18 protein-coding genes are annotated in these 23,107 nt (G+C 36.9%); 9 read left to right on the top strand and 9 right to left on the bottom strand.

The features are described from left to right. Positions 1–2 precede the first annotated feature (2 nt). Complete coding sequence (locus tag R2S57_RS03145; protein ID WP_316843653.1) at positions 3–1,031, bottom strand: ligase-associated DNA damage response exonuclease; 1,029 nt, start codon at positions 1,029–1,031, stop codon at positions 3–5. A 155-nt stretch (positions 1,032–1,186) separates the two neighbouring features. Here R2S57_RS03145 and R2S57_RS03140 point away from each other — a divergent pair, with 155 nt between their 5' ends. Beyond that, positions 1,187–1,798 carry a SatD family protein gene (locus R2S57_RS03140; protein ID WP_316843652.1) on the top strand — a complete coding sequence of 204 codons (612 nt, stop codon included), beginning with the start codon at positions 1,187–1,189 and terminating at the stop codon, positions 1,796–1,798. Then, on the top strand, positions 1,798–2,508 hold the full coding sequence (locus R2S57_RS03135; RefSeq protein ID WP_316843651.1) for a DUF3307 domain-containing protein: 711 nt from the start codon (positions 1,798–1,800) through the stop codon (positions 2,506–2,508). The genes R2S57_RS03140 and R2S57_RS03135 overlap by 1 nt, the downstream gene beginning before the upstream one ends. 32 nt (positions 2,509–2,540) lie before the next feature. Here R2S57_RS03135 and R2S57_RS03130 read toward each other — a convergent pair whose 3' ends face one another. From R2S57_RS03130 to R2S57_RS03105, 6 genes are all read right to left on the bottom strand, one after another. Then, on the bottom strand, positions 2,541–4,709 hold the full coding sequence (locus R2S57_RS03130) for a S9 family peptidase (protein ID WP_316843650.1): 2,169 nt from the start codon (positions 4,707–4,709) through the stop codon (positions 2,541–2,543). 97 nt (positions 4,710–4,806) lie between these two features. Beyond that, complete coding sequence (locus tag R2S57_RS03125) at positions 4,807–5,490, bottom strand: DUF4412 domain-containing protein (RefSeq protein WP_316843649.1); 684 nt, start codon at positions 5,488–5,490, stop codon at positions 4,807–4,809. A 23-nt stretch (positions 5,491–5,513) separates the two neighbouring features. After that, positions 5,514–6,290: an enoyl-CoA hydratase/isomerase family protein gene (locus R2S57_RS03120; RefSeq protein ID WP_316843648.1), complete on the bottom strand. Its 777-nt coding sequence runs from the start codon at positions 6,288–6,290 to the stop codon at positions 5,514–5,516. A gap of 1 nt (position 6,291) precedes the next feature. Beyond that, complete coding sequence (locus R2S57_RS03115) at positions 6,292–8,268, bottom strand: ComEC/Rec2 family competence protein (RefSeq protein ID WP_316843647.1); 1,977 nt, start codon at positions 8,266–8,268, stop codon at positions 6,292–6,294. Positions 8,269–8,381: 113 nt separating this feature from the next. Then, on the bottom strand, positions 8,382–10,379 hold the full coding sequence (locus R2S57_RS03110; protein ID WP_316843646.1) for a helix-hairpin-helix domain-containing protein: 1,998 nt from the start codon (positions 10,377–10,379) through the stop codon (positions 8,382–8,384). 323 nt (positions 10,380–10,702) lie between these two features. Next, positions 10,703–11,038 carry a MerR family transcriptional regulator gene (locus R2S57_RS03105; RefSeq protein ID WP_029274329.1) on the bottom strand — a complete coding sequence of 112 codons (336 nt, stop codon included), beginning with the start codon at positions 11,036–11,038 and terminating at the stop codon, positions 10,703–10,705. A 116-nt stretch (positions 11,039–11,154) separates the two neighbouring features. On the opposite strand from R2S57_RS03105, the gene alaS reads away from it, so the two are divergent. Continuing rightward, positions 11,155–13,773, top strand: coding sequence for an alanine--tRNA ligase (gene alaS / locus R2S57_RS03100; RefSeq protein ID WP_316843645.1), 2,619 nt, complete (start codon positions 11,155–11,157; stop codon positions 13,771–13,773). 74 nt (positions 13,774–13,847) lie between these two features. Here alaS and R2S57_RS03095 read toward each other — a convergent pair whose 3' ends face one another. Further along, entirely contained in the window at positions 13,848–14,354 is a 507-nt protein-coding gene (locus tag R2S57_RS03095; protein WP_316843644.1) for a hypothetical protein, read from the bottom strand. A 126-nt stretch (positions 14,355–14,480) separates the two neighbouring features. Continuing rightward, positions 14,481–15,071, bottom strand: a complete 591-nt coding sequence (locus tag R2S57_RS03090; protein ID WP_316843643.1) for a hypothetical protein — start codon at positions 15,069–15,071, stop codon at positions 14,481–14,483. A 321-nt stretch (positions 15,072–15,392) separates the two neighbouring features. Here R2S57_RS03090 and R2S57_RS03085 point away from each other — a divergent pair, with 321 nt between their 5' ends. The 6 genes from R2S57_RS03085 to R2S57_RS03060 all read left to right on the top strand — a co-directional run bounded on the left by R2S57_RS03085 (position 15,393) and on the right by R2S57_RS03060 (position 22,993). Next, entirely contained in the window at positions 15,393–16,580 is a 1,188-nt protein-coding gene (locus R2S57_RS03085) for an ATP-binding protein (protein WP_316843642.1), read from the top strand. 93 nt (positions 16,581–16,673) lie between these two features. After that, positions 16,674–18,137, top strand: coding sequence for an Asp-tRNA(Asn)/Glu-tRNA(Gln) amidotransferase subunit GatB (gene gatB / locus R2S57_RS03080; protein ID WP_316843641.1), 1,464 nt, complete (start codon positions 16,674–16,676; stop codon positions 18,135–18,137). Further along, a complete protein-coding gene (locus R2S57_RS03075) occupies positions 18,137–19,249 on the top strand; it encodes a TlpA disulfide reductase family protein (protein WP_316843640.1) in 1,113 nt (370 codons plus the stop codon). The genes gatB and R2S57_RS03075 overlap by 1 nt, the downstream gene beginning before the upstream one ends. A 103-nt stretch (positions 19,250–19,352) precedes the next feature. Next, positions 19,353–20,042, top strand: a complete 690-nt coding sequence (locus R2S57_RS03070) for a response regulator transcription factor (RefSeq protein WP_131532107.1) — start codon at positions 19,353–19,355, stop codon at positions 20,040–20,042. Positions 20,043–20,403: 361 nt separating this feature from the next. Beyond that, a complete protein-coding gene (locus R2S57_RS03065) occupies positions 20,404–21,126 on the top strand; it encodes an RluA family pseudouridine synthase (protein ID WP_138821545.1) in 723 nt (240 codons plus the stop codon). Positions 21,127–21,202: 76 nt separating this feature from the next. Continuing rightward, complete coding sequence (locus tag R2S57_RS03060; protein WP_316843639.1) at positions 21,203–22,993, top strand: chloride channel protein; 1,791 nt, start codon at positions 21,203–21,205, stop codon at positions 22,991–22,993. Positions 22,994–23,107 lie beyond the last annotated feature (114 nt).

The following is a 23,107-nucleotide window of genomic DNA, read 5'->3' as shown; positions in this document are numbered from 1 at the left end:
TTTTATTTATTTTCGTTTTGATCAGCCAAATCCACTTCGTTTTCTTCATCATCCTCTTGCCCAAACCTGGTTAAAACTTCAGCGGCCTCTATGCCTTCATCATTTAAAAACCGACTAAAAGCCGCTGTAAAACCATGGGTAACGTATACTTTTTCAGCACCGGTTGCCTTAATCGCCTCCATTAAACCCGGCCAATCGGCATGGTCGCTTAAAGCAAAGCCAGCATCGGCACTTTGCCAGCGGCGGTGTGCCCTAACCTGCATCCAACCCGAACAGATCCCCGTAACGGGATGGGATAAATTTTTGATCCATCGGCTATCGCGCATGGCTGGCGGTACAATTACAATACCTTTCTGCAGTTCATCTTTAGTGGTTTCGGGGGTAATCCTAATGGTTTCAGGGAGATTTACACCAGCAGCGATAATTACTTCATTTAAATTAGCAATACTATTATGTACATAAATAGGAATATCGCCAGCCAGGTTTTTAATTAAGCGTTGCGCCTTACCTAAACTATAAGCAATTAATACGCTCGTTTTCTGTTGATTGATATTATTGTTTACCCAGCTCTTGATACCATTAAAAACAACTTCTTGCTTTTGCCATTTGTAAACGGGTAATCCAAAAGTACTTTCGGATACAAAAGAATGGCATTTAACCGGTTCAAAAGGTGTGGTAATGCCATCATCTTCAATTTTATAATCGCCTGAGATCACACAAATTTCTCCTTTATATGCTAAACGTACCTGCGCTGATCCAATAATATGTCCGGCAGGGAAAAAGGAAATATTCACCCCATTTCTGGTTATGCTTTCGCCATATTCCAATGTTTCTACATTTAAATCCTCACTGATCCTTCGTTTTATAATGGGTTTGGTGAGGGTATGGCAGAGGTAGTACTTATTTCCAAAACGTACGTGATCGCTATGCCCATGGGTAGTAACAGCATAATCTACAGGCCACCAGGGGTCTACGTAAAAATCGCCCTGTTTACAATAAATGCCTCTTTTGGTAAATTCGATTAATGCCATAGTTAGTAAACAATAAAATTATTGATTAGTTTTAAATCAATATCGGCTAAATACCCGATAATTTAAAATATCGGCTAATTACCCGATAAAACGAAATATCGGCTAATTAGCCGATATTAAATTTGAAATATGAATAATAAGCCCGATATTGTATTATGATTTGTATTATAACAGGTGATATTGTAGGCTCGAGAAAGATTAAAGACAGCTGGTTATTAAGTTTGAAAACGGCTTTAAAAACAGTTTCAAATCAGAATAGCAAGGGAGAGATCTATCGTGGAGATAGTTTTCAGGTAGAGGTTGAACCAGAAAATGCAATGAGAGCAGCTGCCTATTTAAAAGCCTGTATTAGGGTAAATAAACCTGCAGATGTAAGGATGGGCATTGGTATCGGAGATCTGAAAAACAAACGCAAAAAGCTTTCTGAATCCAGTGGAGATGCTTTTGTAAACTCAGGTGCTGCTTTCGACAGTTTAAAACAGGCTAAAGTTAACCTGGCAATTAAAACCGATAACCCTGATTTTGATGAAGAAATGAATGTGTTGATTAAACTTTCTTTAATATCAATGGACAGCTGGGGAGAGGTAGCTGCAGAAATGGTAAAACTGGCCCTGGAAAATGAAAATCTGTTACAAAGTGAACTAGCCGCAATTTCGGGCAGAACACAATCGTCTGTAAGTGAGGCGCTAAAACGCGCACATTATACCGAAATTATGGAAATGGACAAACTCTACCGTAAAAAATTGAACCAAATGATCTTAAAATAATGGATATCTATCTAATCAAACTTCTTATTGCCCATTTAATTGGAGACTTCTTTTTACAACCAACAGCATGGGTAAAAGATAAGGAGCGGAGAAAGTTAAAATCAACAAAACTGTACCTCCATGTAGCCATTCATGTGGCTTTGATATTCCTTATTTTTTTAAGCTTTGATGTTTGGAAAACCGCCTTATTGATCGGCATTCTCCATCTGTTTATCGATGCATTAAAATCTGTTTTTCAGACGAATAAAAATGCGCGTATACTATTTTTCGTTGATCAGGTTTTACATTTTGCCTCAATAGCGGCGGTATGGCATATATTTTATAAGGGAAGTTTTGACTTCAGTTTTTTAAATGAAACCAGAACATGGGCTTTAATCTCAGGAGTTTTATTTTTAACGATGCCTACATCGATCATCATGAAGGTAATTATCGACAAATGGATCCCGGATAATCAGCCAGATAGTCCAAAATCACTACAAAATGCAGGGAAGTACATCGGGATATTGGAGCGGGTATTGATTTTTCTTTTTATCCTAACCAATCATTTTGAGGCTGTTGGTTTTTTACTGGCGGCAAAATCGATATTTCGGTTTGGTGATTTAAAAGAAGCGCATGACCTCAAACTAACCGAATATGTATTAATTGGAACCTTGTTGAGCTTCGGCATAGCCATTGCAACCGCCATGTTTGCCCAAATGTTTATCGCATAAAAAAAGCAGCCCGAAAGCTGCTTTTAAAATTTTTATCTTGCTCCCGGAGGGCAATTTTCTTTTAAAAACTTGGTATAAGTTAACGATAAATGTTCGCTTGTTCCTTCACCTTCAGAGATACTGTGGGTACGGTTTGGATAACTCATTAATTGAAAAACCTTTCTGTTTTTGATGAGCTCATTGATCAGCATTTCGGCATTTTGGTAATGAACGTTATCATCTCCGGTACCATGGATATACAATAAGTTACCCTTCAAGTTTTTAGCATAAGTAACAGGAGAGCCCTTTACATAAGCTTCTTTACTTGGGAAAGGTGTACCCATGTAACGCTCCTGATAAATATTATCGTAGGTTAGTTGGTTACCAACCGCTGCAATTGCAATACCCGTTTTATAAATTTCAGGATATTGGAACATCAGGTTTAAAGTAGATGAACCACCACCGCTCCAGCCCCAAACGGCAACGCGGTCTTTATCCATGAAAGCATTGGTAGCCAACAGTTTTTTAGCGGCCATGGCCTGATCGCGGATATTGATTAAACCAATATTTTTGTAAATGCTTTTACGCCATGCGCTTCCTTTTGGAACAGGTGCTCCTCTGTTATCCATTGAGATATAGATATAACCATCTTTAGCCATATCGCCAGCATACAAAAAGTTTCTTCCTGCGCCATAAGTATCTGATGCCGTTGGCGAAGCGGGCTCTCCATACACATAAAATACTACCGGATATTTTTTATCCGGATTAAAATTATCAGGTTTTTTCATCCAACCATCCATTTCAATACCATCTTCGGTAGTTACTTTAAAAAACTCAACTTTGTTTTTACCCGCTTCTTGTTTAGACAATTGCGTAGTAATGCTTCCGTCCATAGTAAATGGATTGCCAGTTGTAAAGTTCATCCATTCAGTAATTGGCCTAACAATCGAACTGTTGTAAGTGTGACGGGCAAAAGCTGCATTTGGAGAAATATCGTAACTGTGCGTACCCGGTAAAATAGAAGGGGTAACCTGTTCTAATTTTCCTTTTCCATCTAACTTGGTTTTAAAAAGATATTTCTGCGTAGCGTTTGTAGGCGATGCCAAGAGATAAACGGTATTGTTTTTTACATCAATCAGTTTTACATCAATTACATCATAGTTGCCTTTTGTAACCAGTGTTTCTTTTTTTCCGTCAAGGCTGATTCTGTATAAGTGGTTCCAGCCATCTTTATCAGATACGATTGTAAATTCTTTATTGTCATTTAACCATTTCCATTCGTCCTGTGGGTCGATCCAGGCTTTGGCCTTTTCGGTATAAATTGCTTTTGCAGCTCCGGTAGCAGCATTGCAGATAAATACTGTACTTTCATTCTGCTCGCGGTTAAGTTGTTGCAAAATAATATTGTTACTATTTGGTACCCACTGCATACGCGGGATATAGTGCTGGATATTATCGCCAGGAACACCTAACCAGTTTGTTTTAGCAGTTGTTACATCAACCACACCTACCTTACAGGCTGATGGATTTTCGCCAACTTTTGGATACTCTACCGGGATAGTGTAAGGATAAATAGAATCCGTATTGTTGATCATTAAAAAGTTTTTGATCTTCGTCGCATCAATTTGCCAAAAGGCAATTGATTTGCCATCAGGACTCCATCTAAAACCATCACGGCAATCAAACTCTTCTTCATAAACCCAATCGAAAGTACCGTTGATCATGCGGTCGGTGCCATCTGTTGTTAAAGCTTTAGCGCCAGATCCATCAATGTTTTCTACATATAGGTTATGTTTGCTTACGTAAGCTACTTTACTGCCATCAGGCGATAACTTGGCAAACATCAAAGAGGATGATGGTTTATCTTTTCCAATCTGGGTAATTTTATTTGCTGTTAAATCAGCCAGCCAATAATCTCCACGGGTATCATAACGCCAAACCTTTTTGCTATTGGTGTAAATCAATGCTTTAGTACCATCATCAGATAACTGGAAACTTCTTACCGCAATAGCATCACTTTTTCCGGTAGGCGTTAATAGTGCTCTTGATATAATAGTTTTTCGGTCGCTTTTAGGGAGTGTTACCGAGATAATTTCTCCGCTTGCAATCTGATAGTAAGAGTTGCCATCCTTCGCCCAGTTGATACCTTGAGCATTTGCCTCAGTTAATGCGCATAAAACTATGCAAACGACTGATAGTTTGAGTAATAATTTTTTAATCATATATAAGTTTTGGACATAAAAAAAGCTTTTCAACTTTCGGCTAATTTAAATAAAAAGCCGGCAGTTAAAAAGCTATTAATTAACAGAGATTGGTTAATTATTCACCACCACCCTGCATTTTTGCTAAATCTTCCATGGTTACTACTTCGTAGCCAGTTGGTACTTCTTTAGAGATCGCACCAATTTTACCTTCAACAACAGATTTTAATGTTGTAGTAGTTTCTACACCTCTCTGAACCAAAGTATATTTTACCGGAAAAGCACCTAAGCCTGGAAAATAATTTTGAGAACCTACGTTTGGCAATTCAATATCTTTTGTAGCCCAAAGTTCGAGTGCAGTACCTTTTTCGTCTTTGAAAGTATATTTTTCTGCGCTAAAGCCACCGATAGTCTGTTTCTCGCCAGTAGCTTTGAAATCAGAATATTTAGGAATGGCACCCATTGCTTTTTCAATATCCGCTTTGGTTTGTTTTACCGCAAATTGTTTTTGAGCAACTGGCACGTCAATTAAAAGCAAACCAGTTCTTTCATTGTTATCAGAAACAATCCCGATTAAAGCCGGACCTTGTTCCATTTCGATTTTAGTTAAACCATTGTTGAATTTAACTTTAAGCTCTGCAGGTGGCTCTTGTCCGCCCATCGCAGATTTTTGTTCTTCTGTTAATTTATATTCCAGGCCATAGGTAATTGTACCTTCGGTCATTTTCTTTTGTGCGTGAGCGATGATTGCGCCACTTACCAGGATTAAAGCGACAACGCTTGTTTTGATTGATTTTAACATGTTTTTTATTTCAGTTTAGTTTTTTACCAATTAATTTTTTCTTTGTTTAAAAATGAAGAAATTCCTTTTTTAAAATCTTCACTTTCCCTTACACGGGCATTTATCTGTACCGCAGTTTCCAAGCATTTTTCCAATAGGGGATTGGTTGTTTGCGTAATCAATTGTTTAGTAATCATTAACGAATTACCAGAACTTCCGCTACACAAACTTAGTGCAAATTCTCTTACTTTTTGATGAATTTCGGATGAATTTGTTACAAAATTGATCAAATTATATTTTAGTGCCTGTTCTGCCGGAAAGGTTTTTCCGGTAAGCAATATTTCTTTGGCAACAGATTCGCTCACTTTCTGTTTTAAGAAACATGAAACAATGGCTGGAACAAAACCAATTTTAACTTCTGTGTAGCCAAAGTTACTTTCAGGAGTAGCAAAAACAAGATCGCATATTGTGGCTAAACCACAGCCACCAGCGATGGCATGGCCTTCCACCTGCGCAATAACCACCTTAGGTAAATAATAAATGGTTGTAAAGAGTTTTTTCAAACGATTAGAATCAGCAACATTTTCTTCGAAGGTATTCTGTTGTAACTGTTGCAAATAACCTAAATCGGCACCGGCGCTAAAAGAATCTCCATTTGCATTTAAAACCACTACTTTAACGAGGTCATCTTCCGATGCACTGATAAAAGCAGCCGTTAATGCAACTATGAGTTCTGGATTTAAGGCGTTTCTTTTTTCAGGTCTATTAATGGTTATTGTTGCAATTCTATCTGCAACTTGATATAAAACCAGATTTTCCATGTTATTGGGTTAGTTGCACCAAATATGCTTTATTTTTCTTTAAAATATGAGCATCCAAATGATTATTCTTCACAACTTTTTTAAACATCTCAATCTTATAATCTTTGTTGGTGGCATCGATTAATACATTTTTGTATTTAATGTGTGAACTTAGTCTCCCTAGATTAAACTTTGTATTTTCACTGATCCAAAGGCTTGAAAAAATGCCGTTTCCTTTTAATGTTTTATCATTTAACCGATCATCAATCAGCAATATTTTATAATTACGGAATACAATCTGATTGTTTTTTAAAACAAAATCTCCTACAATAGTATCTTTCTTTAAACTGATAAAAGAAATCTGATCTATCTGCAATTGCATTAATGCAGGTTTTACAAAGTAGTTATAGTTTTTATCTGTAGCTTTTAAATCGGTAACCAAAACAGTTTCCTTTCCACGAATAAAAGCAGCGGCATAATTTTTTCTTAGTGAAAAAAAAATAATCTTTTGTTGATGATAGGCATTCAGGTCACCGTGTACAACCAAAATTTGATAAGAAATAAAAACTGCCAAGGATGAAAATATAAAACGTTTATTAAAATTTGCCAATCCGTAGATAAATAAGCCTAAGGCTAAACTTAATAATATAAATTCGGGCAGATTAATCCATATGGATGAAAAAGTAGCATAGGGTAGACCGGCAATCCATCTGAGTGCCTGATTGGTAAAGGTGATTATCCATTCGAAAATTGGCGCTAAAAAACTCAGCCACGGAACCAGAACGGCAATTCCCAAATACATCATTAACACCAACGGGATGGTGATAAAAAGATTTCCAAAAAGAAAATAAATTGGGAATTGGTGGAAATAATAAATGCTCAAAGGAAATGTAACCACTTGAGCAGCTAACGACATGGCCGTGAAATTCCATAATTTATCCGTCCAGGAATTTTTAATGTACATCAGATGATAAATTTTGGGCTGGAGGTAAATTAATCCAAAAACAGCAAGATAGGAGAGCTGAAATCCAACATCCCATATTAAAAATGGATCATAAAGCAATTGGCAGAAAGCTGAAAAGGCTAAAACGTTATAACTGTTGGTATTTTTAGATAAAACTTTAGCCGTGATTAAAATGCTGATCATGATTGCGGAACGCACAACCGAAGGGGATAACCCCGTAATTAGGGCATATCCCCAAATTAAAGCGCAGATTAATATCAGCTTCATGATTTTTAATCCAGGTTTCTTATTCATGAAGAGTAACAGGAAATCTAAAACCACATAAATAATAGCTACGTGAGCGCCTGAAACAGATAAAGCATGTATGGTTCCCGTTTTGGAATATGCGGATAAGGTCTCTTGGCTTAAATCTGTGCGATACCCCAATATTAAGGTTGATGCCACTGCAAAAGCTTCGTTGCCCTTAATCAATTTGCGGTATTTTCCGATTTGCTTTTCTCTTAAGTTTAAGGCTAGTTTAATAATCGGATTACCATTGTTTTTACCTGTTTTAATTAAATGATCCTGATCTATAAAAGCTTGATGATAAATGTTTTGATTGGCTAACCAGGCTTTAAAATCAAACTCTGCCGGGTTATAGGGAGGCTCAACTTCTACACATTTGGCTGAGATCATGATTTCGTCGCCATATCTTATCTTAACAGGACTTAAGCTATCTAATCTCACTGCTAAAAGCAGTTGCCCAGATAATTTGATCTGCTGATCTTTTTGATATCCAGAAATTACTGCTGCTTTAAATCTTAATATATGGTTGCTTTCTTCGGGCTCATCTTTCACCCATACTTTTAAATAGTCATATTGTTTATTTGCGAAATAATTTTCCCTTAGCGTTGCATTATTTATTAAGCAAAGCCATCCACCCAAATTGAAAAAAAGTATAAAAATCAGCGTCCCTATTGTTCCTTTATATCGGTATAGTTTTAATTTTTTATAGGCAATATTTGTGATGATTATACTCAATATACATAATACCATCGTTATTGCTAAAAATTGTAAACAAGTTTTTGTTGGAAAGAAATAAAAAATACCAATACCAGTAAGAAATGGAAATAAAATCCTGACAAAAACATATTCGGCCTTAAACATGCTTAAAACTGATAACGTACCTGAATTTTCGATTCCGACTTTTTATTACCTTTAATTTCATCCAGATAAGTACCAACTGTTTCTACGTCTTTATAGATAAACAAGCCGTATCGCAACCAAATATTTAACTTTTTAGCTAAATTGTATTTCAAATTTAAATACGTTCTAAAACCTTTCCCACTATACATCCCAAAGCTAAAACTGTATAGAACATCGTCTTCATAAGCGTAAATTCTGCTGTTATAACTTGGTGTATTGAAATAGGCAAACCTTATGTTGGCAGTGATTTTAGAAAACATGGGCGAGTAATCTACGTCCTGATAAACCAGATACCCAAATTCCCGATCAGCGCCACCTTTTTTAAACTGTGAAATCTCTGCACGATTTTGGAAACTCCAGCTCTTGTTCAGCTGCCAGTTTATTTCGGCCCGATAACCTGTTTTATTTACATCATCTAAAAAGTTTACAGGCACATCCAGATCGGTATTCTGCTGCTTCCGCTCGGTTTTAAATCTAAGCAAAGCCTTAAAACCTTTGCTTGGCATATAAACGGCCTGACTTAATATTTCATAGCCTTTTGATGGCTCATCTACCCGGTATTTCAACCACGGAAACCGAAAATAATCACCATAAAAAGAAAAGGCCCAATGTTTATTAGGATTAACATTTAAACCAGCATACAATCCTTTTTCATTTACCGCTTCACTGGATTCGGATACCCCCTGATTAAAGAAATTATGATAATCTTTTGCGTAATTACGATAGGTTAGTGCTGCAGAAACAGTGCGTGATAAGCTGATTAACAATCCATTAATATATGCGAAACCTCCACCCAAACCCTTGGCACCTTCGCCATACAGGTACATGTTCTTATAGGTATAGTTATAAAACAACCCCAGATTTGTTAACGATTTCCCGGTAAAACTATATTGATCATAAGCAGCAGTTTGCGTAATAAAACTATTCCCGTAATGACTACGGTAAGCAATTGCACCTAGCGTAAATTCGTTCTGAGCATATTGTATGGCAGCACCAAATAATCTCTGCGATAGCACCCTTTTATTTTTAATCTCTGAGGGCGTTCTATGTAGTCCGGTTTGATTAATAGTCGACTGAACTAAATCACCATTCGGATCCAATTTTTGGCTGGCATCAAGATTTCTGAATGAAACAAAAGGGGTAATGTCTACATTTTTAAGTAAGGTAACTGTTGCTGAAACTCCCCTGAAAAAAGAATATTCATTGGTAGAGTTATAAGGGCGTAACCCTAAATCTTTTTTAGCTACGCTGGTTACATCAGGACCTTTTCCAAAGGAAAATCCAGACCATAGCGTCAAGCCCTGTCCAAATTGCAACGTATAATCGCCGAGTACCAGTTTTTTCAATTTGCCTAATTTGAAAAATGCCACATTACCAGCATAAAAATCAAAAGGTTTGCCTCCGAATTTTTCACCGGCATCTTTATCTAAAGTAATGGCTGCAGATAGGATAGTGCTATAATTATATCTGTATCGGGTTTGGAATTTTTCAGGCGATCCCAGGTACCGGTTTCCTGGTAAATCAGTAAATCCTTTTTGCTTTTGCAAGGTCTGTGCAAAACGTATCATTAAATCATTTTCGCCACTCTTGAAAATATTTTTAAAATTGAGTTGCTCATATTCGCTGTTGTGGGTTAATGTTACAAACGGGAGCAAACTCTGAACAGTCTTAACATCAAATCCATCAATGCTTTGTAACTCCAATACATCAGCAAGTTGTCCGTTTTCTTTTAAATAGGCGAAGAAATTACTGATCTGTAGGGGTGAAAGAAAAACAAATGTCTTTAATTCTTCAGGCGAAGTGTGATTCAAATTAATCGGATGTCTACGATATCTCGCCAGTACATCAACCAGTTCGCTCATATCGTAATCATCGGGAAGATTCTCCGCCATACTTTCCAATATATCACGGATATCATTTTCTTGCTCACTAGTTTGTGCATTTGCAACAGATCCAATCATTGCAAATGCGATAATTAAGATTTTACAGCAAATTTTTAAACGGGATAATCTTAAACAGATCCATCGGTAAAAACTACGCCTTATTGGCCACGTTAATCCTAGATTACACCTTGATAAACGAGGGCTTAAATAGCTTTGAGCAGATAAGCCACAGAAAAAAAAGACAAGCAACAACAAATACCATATTTTCATAAGCAGTAATTAAACTAGTTCAAGAAAAATGGGGTGATTGTTGTATTATTATTACAAGTATAAAAATAATATTTTAAAACTACAAGTATTGTATTTTTTTAAACACTTTAATGTAATACAAAGAAAAATATCTATAGTTCTTCGGCAAGATTTACCAAAAAACCTTTCAACTTTTCCAGCGAATCGATGATCTTTTGATTCTCGCGTACACCGGTTTTGTTATTTTTTAAATAGTCTTTTGCACCTTTTAAGGTAAAGCCTTTTTCATCTACCAGATTAAAAATGATTTTTAAGTTTTCAATGTCTTCCGGAGTGAAAAGACGGTTGCCTTTTTTGTTTTTCTTAGGCTGAAGGATATCGAATTCCTTTTCGTAAAAACGGATCTGTGATGCGTTTACATTAAACATTTCAGTCACTTCGCCCATGGTATAATACATTTTATTAATGTCCCTTTCTTTATACGGCATATTTTGTGCTTGATTATGAGTGTCTTATATCGATTAATTAAAGTGTTCAAATGTAGCTCGATTTTTCCTTATTAACGTAATAAAATTTTAATTTTGTTCCCTCCAATAATATTGAAATGACAGCAAAAGAGATTAGACAGGCATTCCTTAGTTTTTTTGAATCGAAACAACATCATGTTGTTCCTTCCGCACCGATCGTGGTTAAAAACGATCCAACTTTAATGTTTACCAATGCGGGTATGAACCAGTTTAAAGATTTGTTTTTAGGAGAAGCCGCCATAAAATATTCTCGTGTAACTGATACCCAACGTTGTTTACGTGTTTCGGGTAAACATAACGATTTGGAAGAGGTAGGTATTGATACCTATCACCATACTATGTTCGAAATGTTGGGCAATTGGAGTTTTGGCGACTATTTCAAAAAAGAAGCCATTGCCTGGAGTTGGGAATTATTAACGGAGGTTTACAAAATCCCAAAAGAAAAATTATATGTTACTTATTTTGAAGGTGACGAAAAAGAAGGTTTAGAGAAAGATCAGGAAGCTTATGACCTCTGGAAACAGTATGTAGACGAAAACCATATTTTACCAGGAAATAAAAAAGATAATTTTTGGGAAATGGGCGATACCGGTCCATGTGGGCCATGCTCAGAAATCCATGTAGATTGCCGTACAGATGAAGAAAAAGCATCTGTTGATGGCGCTACCTTGGTAAATGCAGACCATCCTCAGGTAATCGAAATTTGGAACAATGTATTTATGCAGTTTAACCGTTTAAAAGATGGTTCACTGCAAAGCCTACCAGCCAAACATGTGGATACGGGGATGGGCTTTGAACGTTTGGTGCGTGTTCTCCAGGAAAAAACATCCAACTACGATACTGATATTTTTCAGCCGATGATCCAGTTTATTGCGGAGAAATCAGGGATTAAATATGGCGCAGACGAGAAAACAGACATTGCAATGCGCGTAATGGCCGATCATATCCGTGCCATTTCATTTGTTATTGCTGACGGGCAATTGCCATCAAATAATAAAGCAGGTTACGTGATCCGTAGGATTTTACGTCGCGCGGTACGCTATGCTTATACTTTCTTAAACTTTAAAGAGCCATTTTTAAATCAACTGGTTCCTTTATTGGCTGAACAGTTTAAAGGTGTTTTTGATGAGTTGATTTCGCAACAGGATTTTGTACAGAAAGTGGTTTTAGAAGAAGAAGTCTCTTTCCTGAGAACTTTATCTACAGGTATTCAACGTTTCGAAAAATATCAGGCTTCTAATGATGTGGTAAAAGGCAACTTTGCTTTTGAGTTATCGGATACTTTTGGCTTTCCTATCGATTTAACTGAATTAATGGCGAGAGAAAAAGGTTGGAGTGTTGATTTAACAGGTTACGAACAAGCTTTGAAAAAACAAAAAGATGATAGCCGTGCTGCAACAGCGATTGATACCGGCGATTGGATTGTTGTGAATACAGAAGATCAAAGTGAATTTGTCGGTTATGATGAATTAGAAATTGAAACTGAAATTTTAAAATACCGTAAAGTAAAAGCAAAAGGCAAAGAGCAATATCAAATTGTTTTACGCCAAACACCTTTTTACGCAGAAAGTGGTGGTCAGGTAGGAGATACGGGGCGTTTAGAAGACCATAGCCGCCAGTTTTGGGTAGATATTACAGATACCAAAAAGGAAAATGGATTAACTGTTCATTTTGCAGATATATTACCTGATAACTTGGAGGGTAAATTTTGGGCTGTTGTAGACGAAGATAAACGTGTTTTAACGGAGGATAACCACTCGGCAACACATTTGCTACATGCTGCATTAAAGCAGGTTTTAGGCAAACACGTAAACCAAAAAGGTTCATTGGTGAATGCCGATTACCTGCGTTTCGATTTTTCTCACTTTGCAAAAGTAACCGACGAAGAGTTAGCGCAGATTGAGGTAATTGTAAATCAAAAGATTAGACAAAATATCAAATTAAAAGAACAACGTAACGTTCCATATCAGGATGCTATTGAAAGTGGTGTAACAGCCTTATTTGGCGAGAAATATGGCGATTTTGTTCGGATGATAACTTTTGAAGATCATTTCTCTAAGGAGCTTTGTGGTGGTACACACGTAAAAGCTACCGGACAGATCGGTTCGTTCAAAATTATTTCTGAAAGTGCGGTAGCCGCAGGTGTTCGCCGTATTGAGGCCATTACCGCAGATAAAGCTGAACAGTATTTCTTGGAACAAAGAAAAGAGCTTGGACATTTAAAAGCTTTATTGAACGGAAGTAAAGATTTATCAGCATCTGTTCAAGCTTTACTTGATGAAAATGCTAAACTGAAAAAGGAAATCGAGAAATCGACTTTAGAACGTGTTAATACACTGAAACATGAAATTGTACATCATGTTAGGGGAATCCATGGCATTAATCTCATTGCAAAACACATTGATCTGCAAAGCGCTGATGCCGTTAAAAATCTGGCTTTCTCTTTGAAAGATATGATAGACAACCTATTCCTAGTGTTCACTACAGAAATTGATGGTAAACCGGGAATAACGGTTATGCTTTCTGATCACTTGGTTAAAAAGGGATTAAATGCATCAAACATTGTGCGCGAATTGGGTAAAGAAATCCAGGGTGGTGGAGGTGGACAGCCTTTTTACGCTACAGCTGGCGGTAAAAATCCTGCCGGTTTACCTGTTGTTCTGGAAAAAGCAGAAAGTTTTATTCCTCATCATTAATATAAATCCGATAGCTATTGGATCAGCATAACGAGATAGCAATAAAAAAGAGGCCTTAGAGCCTCTTTTTTATTTTAATGTCTACCATGTTTTTCTCGGTGTCCTCTAGAGAATAAACTTGAATTTACCCTTCTATCGTGATACCTGTTATCTACACGGTATGATCTGTAATTATTTCTTGGCGAACTGTATCTTACCCGGTTGCCTCCGCCACCATAAGAAGAGCGGTAGTAATTGTTATGATGTGAATAGGCTACTCTGTGCGAATTGTAGTTATGATAAGGACTATTTCCATAAACCACTACTTTTCTGCCTCTGTGCAAATCATAGCCTCTATATCTGGCTGGCAAATACCTCGATCTGGTCCATCTGTTTCCACTTAAATAAACAAACTGTCTTTGTGGAACATAATAATAAGATTGAACTTCCGGGAGATAATAGTAGTTAACATTTTGATAGCCTGCCGGAACCCAAGCTGGTTGAGCACCGATATTGACATTAATACTTACCTGAGCGCTAGATTGATTAGATGCTAAAGCCACGATACCTACAATCGCGGAGATGATAAATAACTTTTTCATAATAATCTATTTTATTTGTGTGTACTTCAATAATTCAAACGCTGTGCCAAAATTTCTATTGTAACAGATATATAATAAAAAAGGAGCTTCTTTCGAAACTCCTTTCATTACAACTAAATATTAATTTCAATGACGGTCGTTACCTCTACCTTCGCCGCGGTTTCGCTCTGTACGGCTATCTGTGTTATCATTGCGTTGCGGACGGCCATTATTTTGGACAGGCCTTGTAACCACACGGGTTGGACGGTTATTGTTACGAATTACGGTTACATTTTTGGTGCTGGGCCTTTGGTTATAGTTTGGATGTCCTTTAACCACATAATATTTACTGTCACGGCTATCTCTGATCACGGTTTGACGACCACTATAATTTTTGTATTTACTATATCTGGTTACATAAACATTATTTCTTAGATATGGTCTTGGCTCGTTAATTACCACTTTATATGCTCTGTACAGGTCAAAATTTCCGTATTGAGCTGGTAAGCTACGTGTCCAAACCCAACGCCCTCCATTTGCATAAATGTATTGACCAGAAGGTACATAATAGTAGGCATCGATATCAGGAAAGTAATAATAATCTACATGGTCGTATCCAGTAGGGCCCCAAACGGGTTGAGATCCAATATTGATATTTAAGCTAACCTGCGCTTTGGCATTGTTGATGCTGAATAATGAAACCATCAGAACTGCAGCAAATAAAACTAACTTTTTCATAATGTTTTTAATTTAAAGGTTTCTTTTGTGTGTATTTACTGAGATAGACAAAGCAGATACAGTGTGGTTTAATCGCAGGTTGGCAAATTTAACATTCTTTAACGAATGCGTCCCATTGAGTAATTTTACTCATTGCGTTGAGTAAATTGTAAATATCAATATAATTATCTCATTTATAGTATTTTATATGATAATTTTTTGTGTTAAAAATGCTGTAAATCCATGTCTTTATAATAATGATCTAATATATTTTTAGTAATTTTTTTGAATTACTAGATACATTGAGTAAATTTACTCATTGTATTGAGTAAATTGTAAAACATGTTCCCAAGATCTTATTTACAGAAACTTACAGAAGTAATGAACGAGCCAAAAAGGTTTATTCAGGTACTCGTTGGACCCAGACAGATTGGTAAAACCACACTGATTAGTCAGTTGGTTCAGGAAATTGCTATACCCTATATATTCGAATCTGCTGATGCAGTTGCCGCATCAGATCGAACCTGGATTGAGCAGATATGGAACAATACCAGAGAATTTATAAAAGAGCCAAATATTAACGAATATCTTTTAGTGATAGATGAGATTCAGAAAATAGACAATTGGAGTGAAATTATAAAACGTTTGTGGGACGAGGATATGCGCAATGGGGTAAACATCAAAGTAATTTTACTGGGTTCGTCGAGGTTATTAATTCAGCAAGGCTTGACTGAATCGTTAGCTGGCCGCTTTGAGTTAACTTATTTAGGGCACTGGAGTTTTACAGAAATGGAAAGTGCTTTTGGTTTTACTGCAGACCAATATGTTTGGTTCGGTGGTTATCCTGGTTCGGCAGGTTTAATTGATGACGAAGAGCGCTGGAAAAATTATGTTTCAAATGCTTTAATTGAAACCAGTATTTCGAAAGATATTTTAATGCTTACCCGTGTTGATAAACCCGCCTTAATGAAACGTTTGTTCGAACTGGGCTGTGTGTATTCTGGTCAGATCTTATCTTTCACTAAAATATTAGGACAGCTTTCTGATGCGGGCAATACCACTACTTTATCTCACTACCTTCAATTATTAGATACCGCAGGTTTACTGGGAGGCATTGAGAAATTTGCAGCTGATGTAATCCGCAAGCGTTCGTCGAGCCCAAAATTTCAGGTGCATAATAATGCATTGGTAAGTGCACAGAGAAATCAATTCTTTGGAGAGATAAAAAGACAACCTGCCGAATGGGGAAGGATGGTAGAGTCATCAATAGGGGCACACCTATTAAATTCTTCTTTTGTTGAGGGTTACAAAGTGTATTATTGGCGGCATAGAAATGATGAGGTAGATTTTATCCTAGAAAAACGAGGTAAAATAATTGGCATAGAAGTTAAAAGTACCGGCTTAGTTACAGGCACTTCTGGAATGGCTGCTTTTAGCAAAATGTATAAACCTGATAAAATACTTTTAGTTGGCTCCGGAGGATTGCCATGGCAAGAATTTTTAAAAATTTCTCCATCAAGCCTTTTTTAACGAAAGACTAAATAATAACTATATTTGACACATTAATATTTAACCACAGATTTAATCTGTGGTTATTAAACTTATAACAACACGAAGCTTTAAATGCCTTTACAAGAAACAAGCCCCCAAACCGCTTTCGAACTCGTTTCAGGACTAGAAATCCACGTTCAGTTAAATACAAATACAAAAATATTTTCTGCTGATAGTGCATCTTTCGGGGCTTTGCCTAATCAAAATATATCTACTGTTTCGTTGGCATTACCTGGTGCATTACCCAAACTTAACAAAGAAGTGGTTGCAAAAGCAATCCGTATTGGGCTGGCTTTAAATTGTACTATTAATCAGATAAACCATTTCGACCGGAAAAATTATTTCTATGCCGATCTGCCAAAAGGATATCAGATTACGCAAGATAATCAACCGATCTGTGTGAATGGTTTTTTAGAACTTCAACTGGCAGATGGTTCTACCAAGAAAATTGGGATCAACCGCATTCACCTGGAAGAAGATGCAGGAAAAAGCATTCACGATCAGGATGATCATTATTCGTTAGTTGATTTAAACCGTGCCGGAGTACCTTTAATCGAGATTGTAACTGAACCTGATATCCGCAGTTCGGAAGAGGCTTCTGTTTTACTTAGTGAAATCAGAAAACTGGTAAGACACTTAAATGTAAGTGATGGTAATATGGAAGAGGGAAGTTTGCGCTGTGATGCCAATATTTCCATCCGTCCGTTTGGTACTACCGAATTTGGAACACGCTGTGAAGTAAAAAACCTAAACTCAATGCGTAACGTACGTAGAGCAATGGATTTCGAATTTGGCCGTCAGGTAGAAGTGATTAATAATGGAGGGCGGATTATTCAGAGTACTTTAAACTTTGATGCCGATAAGGGCACCACTTCACCCATGCGTACAAAAGAGGAGGCTAACGATTACCGTTATTTTTCGGATCCAGATCTTCAACCGATACATATTTCTGACGCTTGGTTAGCGGAGATTAAATCTTTAATGCCAGCCTTGCCAAACGAGATATCACAACAAATGATCTCGGAATTTGGGATCAGCAAAGCAGATGCAGCACTTTTTGCAGAAGATCTAGACCTCTTAAATTACTTTAACGCGGCACAACCTGCTGTTAATCATAAAAAAAGTTTGATCAATTGGTTAATTGGCCCAATTAGAGCTGTTTTAAACGAAAAGGAGATAACCATTGCCGATTTTAAAGTTAATCCGGCACAACTGGCCGAAGCCATCAATCTGGTTGATGATAAAAAAATAACACAACAAATCGCTATTCAACAATTGTTACCTGCTGTTGAACTACAGGAAAATGCAAAGGTTGCTGACTTGGCACAAACGTTAAACTTACTCATTACCGAAAACGGAGATGAACTAAGTACTTTTATTGATGAAGTGTTAAATAAATACCCTCAACAGGTAGAAACGTATAAAAAAGGTAAAAAGGGCGTTTTAGGTTTGTTTGTTGGCGATGTAATGAAACTGGCCAAAGGCAAAGCTGATGCTAAAAAATTAAATGAATTAATACTTGAAAAACTGAAATAATGAGACTAAAACAATTGAGCCTGATCATGATGATCGCGATTGCCTTCACCGCATGTAAACCTAAAGATAGCTTCACAATTGATGGAACTTTTCAAAACCCGGGAACGGAGAAAAAAGTTTTCTTATATGGCATGCAAAACAGCAACATGGTAGCGATTGATTCGACCAATCTATCTGAAAAAGGCGAATTTAAATTCATCCGTAAAACCCCATCAGTCGATTTTTTCAGGGTATCGGTAGGTAACCACGAATTTATGCTGATTGCAAAAAATGGCGACGACATCAAATTAGAAGCTGATTTGGCCGACAAAACAATGGCTTATAAAATTTCTGGGGCAAACGAAGTAGATAAATTATCGGAGTTGAATGCCATCAGAAACAATTTCGCTAAACAAGTTGAGAAGTTACAGGCCGATTTTGAAGCAAAAGTAGCTTCGCAACCGCAAAACAGAGCTGCTGTTTTAGAATCGATGAAACCTCAATATGAATCGTATATCAACCAATTGAATACACAGATCATTAAATTTGCTAAAGACAATAAAGGTACGCTTGCGAGTTTCTATGCAATGAATACTTTAAGTCCACAAGAATTTGAGGCTGAACTGGTACAATTTGCTGATGAGGTTAAGGAAGAAATTAAAGGTAATGCAACAGTAGACGCTTTTGTAAAACAAATGGCACTTTTAAAAACTGTTCAGGTAGGACAAGTGGCCCCTGAGTTTACTATAAACACCGCAGATAACAAACCAGTAAGTTTATCAAACTATAAAGGCAAATATGTATTGATCGATTTCTGGGCATCATGGTGTCAGCCTTGCCGTCAGGAGAATCCAAATGTGGTTAAAGTTTACAATAGATATAAAGATAAAAACTTCGATATCATTGGTATTTCATTAGATACAGACAAAGCAGCATGGTTAGGCGCGGTAAAAGCTGATGGATTAACCTGGACTCACGTTTCGGAATTAAAAGATTTTAATGGCGAAACAGTTAAAAAATATCAGGTTCAAGCTATCCCAACTTCTTACCTGGTTGATCCGGCTGGAAAAATCGTAGCTAAAAACCTGCGTGGCGATCAATTGGAAGCCTTTTTAGCTAAAACGTTACGTTAAAACAAATTCCATGTTAAACTAATTTAAGTAATTAACAATTTCTTAACTTAGGCTTAACTAAATAGTGCATCATAGACACTACTTTCGTAACAAATATTTAACTATGAATAACGCAGGTCAGAAAATATTAATTGTTGATGATGAACCAGATATTCTGGAGCTTATTGAATATAACCTTAAAAAAGAGGGTTATCAGGTCTTCACAGCTACTAATGGCCAGGAAGGAATTACTGTTGCGAAAAAGGTTCATCCGGATTTGATTATCCTGGATATTATGATGCCTAAAATGGATGGAATTGAGGCTTGCCGTTTAATGCGTGCAATCCCAGAATTCAAAAATACATTTATGGTTTTCTTAACCGCCAGAAGTGAGGAGTATTCTGAAATTGCAGGTTTTAATGTTGGTGCTGATGATTATATTGCAAAACCGATTAAACCTCGTGCTTTGGTTAGCCGTATTAATGCTATTTTAAGAAGAAATACAGGAACGGAAGAAGTGTCGGAAAACAAATTGGAAATCGGCGATTTAGTAATCGACCGTGAAGCATATTTGGTTTTCCAGAGTGGAAACAAAGTGGTATTGGCTAAAAAGGAATTTGAGCTTTTATACTTATTGGCTTCAAAACCGGGAAAGGTTTATACCCGCGAATCGATCCTTAAAAATATATGGGAAGATTCTGTTGTGGTAACCAATAGAACTATTGATGTTCATATCCGTAAATTAAGAGAAAAATTAGGTGAAACTTATGTCTCTACCGTTAAAGGTGTGGGTTATAAATTTGAGTTATCTTAAATAATTTTCACCACAGATAGACACAGATTAACACAGATTTTTTTTCTGATGATTAATCTGTGTTTTTTTATGATGTCATTCTGAGGAACGAAGAATCCCTTACCTTTTAGCACTGCCATTAAAGTTCTTCTGTTCCTTTACCCAGTGCTTTTATCGTACAACACATTCCGTGACATGAGATTCTTCAATGCGTTCAGAATGACAAAATTCGTCAGGAGGACGTTGCTTGTATCAATTCGGCATGCTGTCCCGAAGTTTCGGGATCAAACCTTTACTGATTGCGTCACTGAAATAAATTCAGGGTGACGACCCTCTTAAAAAATAAAATCGTATTTTTGCGCTTCATTAATTACAGCACAGTTTGAAGTTTCCAAATTTTAAAGACCTTATTCTTTTCGAAGACAACGATTTTATAGTGATCAATAAACCTCCTTTTTTAGCCTCGCTCGATGAACGTGGCGGATCAGGAGAAACCAATGTATTACGTCTTGCGAAGCAATATAGCGATGATGCACAGGTTTGTCACCGCTTAGATAAAGAAACCTCGGGCGCTTTGATTATTGCTAAAAACCCGGAAGGCTACCGTCACGCTTCGATGCAGTTCGAACGCAGAAAGGTGAATAAAACCTACCATGCGGTAGTAGATGGACATGTAATTTTTGATCAGTTAACAGTTGACTTACCAATCTTAAACGATGGAAATAAAAATGTAACCATCGATAGGGCCGAAGGTAAAAGAGCAGAAACCATTTTCGATTCGTTAAAATACTATAAACACTATACTTTGGTGGAGTGCAAGCCTATAACTGGCCGTATGCACCAGATCCGCATTCACCTGGCTACACAAAGGGCAGCAATTGTTGGTGATGATATGTATAAAGGAAAACCTGTTTTTCTTTCTTCAATTAAGAGAGGTTATAAATTAACCAAAGGTGAAGAGGAGCAACCTATCATGAAACGTTTTGCATTACATGCCAGACACCTGGTTTTTAAAGGATTAAATGATCAAGATATCGTAATTGATGCGCCATATCCAAAAGATTTTGCAACACTCATTAAGCTATTGGATAAATTTGATGCATAAAAGAAGTCTTTAAATTGACTTCTCCTTTTGTTTTTGTTACTTTTGGGCAATTAGCCCTCTATTAAAAAACAATAGAATGTACATCAGATTTGTAAATTACCTTGATCAGATTAACCAGTACCGGAAATCTAAACTATCAAACCGTAATTTCTTAATTATCCTTGCCGTAGTTGTTGGAATTTTAGCCGGATTAGCCGCCGCCGCCTTAAAAAGTTTAACCCACCACATCGAAGAATTTCTTCAATCAGATTGGCACTGGAAATATAAATACTACCTGTATTTTATTTTTCCGATGATCGGTATCTTTTTAACGGTATTGTACATTAAATACTTTATCCGTAAAACCAAGTTCGAAACCGGGTTAACACCACTGCTTTATGCCATTTCAAAAAAATCGAGCAAGGTAGAGGCACATAATATTTATTCGCAGATTATCACCGCAGCGGTTACGGTTGGTTTTGGTGGATCTACGGGATTGGAAGCACCAATTGTGACCAGTGGATCGGCAATAGGCTCTAACCTGGGTCGTTTGCTGGGTTTGTCTTATCGCGAAATTACCATGTTGGTGGCCTGTGGGGCAGCGGCAGGTATAGCAGGTGCATTTAACAGTCCGGTGGCTGGTATTGTATTCGCTATTGAAATTTTATTACCTGAATTTACCATTCCTGCATTTATTCCCTTATTGCTTTCTGCGGCAACTGCGGCTGTGGTAGCCAGATTATTTTATACCCAGCAACTTTTCTTTCTGGTTACAGAAGGATGGAAGGTAAACGCACTGTTTTATTATGTGATACTGGCCTGTTTTATCGGCCTGTTCTCCATTTATTTTACAAAGGCAAATTATGCTGTAAAAGGTTTATTTTATAAAATAAAACATCCTTATACCAAGGTAGTTGTTGGTGGTTTAATGTTGGGCGCATTGGTATTTTTATTTCCAACGCTTTACGGCGAAGGTTATATTACCATCAAAGGTTTGTTAAAAGGCGATTACCAAACTGTAATCAACAACAGTATTTTTGCCGATTACAATACAATTCCGGCTTTGGTTGTGCTGTTTACAGTGGTTACCATCTTTATGAAATCAATAGCCACTTTGGTTACTTTAGGCGCTGGTGGTAATGGTGGAACCTTTGCACCCAGTTTAATTATGGGTGGTTTAATCGGGTTTATCTTCGCTTATGTGGTCAACCTATCGGGTTTGGCACAATTAAATGTATCTAATTTTATTGTAGCAGGTATGGCCGCGGCATTAGGCTCGATTATGCACGCGCCGTTAACGGGTATCTTTTTAATCGCCGAAATTACTGGTGGATATATTTTGATGGTACCATTGATGATTACCACTGCAATTTCTTATGCCATTAACCGCAGTTCGCAAAAACATTCTATTTATACCAAAGCACTGGCAGATAAAGGCGAACTATTATCGCATGAGGATAAGGATACCACGGTTTTAAATCAGATGAAACTTAGATATCTGATTGAAAAAACCTACCCTCAGCTCAATATGAACGATCTGATTTCAGTTAAAATGAACGAAATCATGCAATCACACAAAAACATCTGTGCCGTTACCGACGAACTCGGCGATTTTAAGGGGATTATTTATATAGAAGAGCTGTTTAACGAAATGATGAAAAATCCTGATAAAGGCACCTTATCTGCCGCTCAATTGGTTCAACCTGCACCAAATGTAATTACTGAAAATGATGACCTGAAAATGGTACTCGAGAAAATGGAGCAGGATAACGTGTGGATTTTACCGGTATTGAATTCCCAAAATCAGTATTTAGGTTTCGTTTCAAAAACAGCTATTTTTAATAAGTACAGGGCATTGCTGATGAGACAGAATGATTATATGGGGTAACCTCTAAATCCCCTAACGGGGACTTTAATGCCCCAAGTTTACATCTGTTGCCAATGTATTATTTAATAAAAAGTTGGAATGATCAGGATAAATCTACTCATTCCAACTTTAATT

Origin of the sequence: Pedobacter psychrodurus (assembly GCF_032678585.1) — a bacterium.
GTDB classification, from domain to species: domain Bacteria; phylum Bacteroidota; class Bacteroidia; order Sphingobacteriales; family Sphingobacteriaceae; genus Pedobacter; species Pedobacter psychrodurus_A.
This window is presented reverse-complemented; position numbering and strand designations above follow the sequence as displayed.

Bases quoted from the DNA above. Each gene is read 5' to 3' on its own strand.
- R2S57_RS03145 (WP_316843653.1), bottom strand. From the start codon at position 1,031: ATGGCATTAATCGAATTTACCAAAAGAGGCATTTATTGTAAACAGGGC.
- R2S57_RS03110 (WP_316843646.1), bottom strand. From the start codon at position 10,379: ATGATTGGATCTGTTGCAAATGCACAAACTAGTGAGCAAGAAAATGAT.
- R2S57_RS03120 (WP_316843648.1), bottom strand. From the start codon at position 6,290: ATGGAAAATCTGGTTTTATATCAAGTTGCAGATAGAATTGCAACAATA.
- R2S57_RS03130 (WP_316843650.1), bottom strand. From the start codon at position 4,709: ATGATTAAAAAATTATTACTCAAACTATCAGTCGTTTGCATAGTTTTA.
- R2S57_RS03070 (WP_131532107.1), top strand. From the start codon at position 19,353: ATGAATAACGCAGGTCAGAAAATATTAATTGTTGATGATGAACCAGAT.
- R2S57_RS03060 (WP_316843639.1), top strand. From the start codon at position 21,203: ATGTACATCAGATTTGTAAATTACCTTGATCAGATTAACCAGTACCGG.
- R2S57_RS03125 (WP_316843649.1), bottom strand. From the start codon at position 5,490: ATGTTAAAATCAATCAAAACAAGCGTTGTCGCTTTAATCCTGGTAAGT.
- R2S57_RS03135 (WP_316843651.1), top strand. From the start codon at position 1,798: ATGGATATCTATCTAATCAAACTTCTTATTGCCCATTTAATTGGAGAC.
- alaS (WP_316843645.1), top strand. From the start codon at position 11,155: ATGACAGCAAAAGAGATTAGACAGGCATTCCTTAGTTTTTTTGAATCG.
- gatB (WP_316843641.1), top strand. From the start codon at position 16,674: ATGCCTTTACAAGAAACAAGCCCCCAAACCGCTTTCGAACTCGTTTCA.
- R2S57_RS03075 (WP_316843640.1), top strand. From the start codon at position 18,137: ATGAGACTAAAACAATTGAGCCTGATCATGATGATCGCGATTGCCTTC.
- R2S57_RS03115 (WP_316843647.1), bottom strand. From the start codon at position 8,268: ATGGTATTATGTATATTGAGTATAATCATCACAAATATTGCCTATAAA.
- R2S57_RS03085 (WP_316843642.1), top strand. From the start codon at position 15,393: ATGTTCCCAAGATCTTATTTACAGAAACTTACAGAAGTAATGAACGAG.
- R2S57_RS03090 (WP_316843643.1), bottom strand. From the start codon at position 15,071: ATGAAAAAGTTAGTTTTATTTGCTGCAGTTCTGATGGTTTCATTATTC.
- R2S57_RS03095 (WP_316843644.1), bottom strand. From the start codon at position 14,354: ATGAAAAAGTTATTTATCATCTCCGCGATTGTAGGTATCGTGGCTTTA.
- R2S57_RS03140 (WP_316843652.1), top strand. From the start codon at position 1,187: ATGATTTGTATTATAACAGGTGATATTGTAGGCTCGAGAAAGATTAAA.
- R2S57_RS03105 (WP_029274329.1), bottom strand. From the start codon at position 11,038: ATGCCGTATAAAGAAAGGGACATTAATAAAATGTATTATACCATGGGC.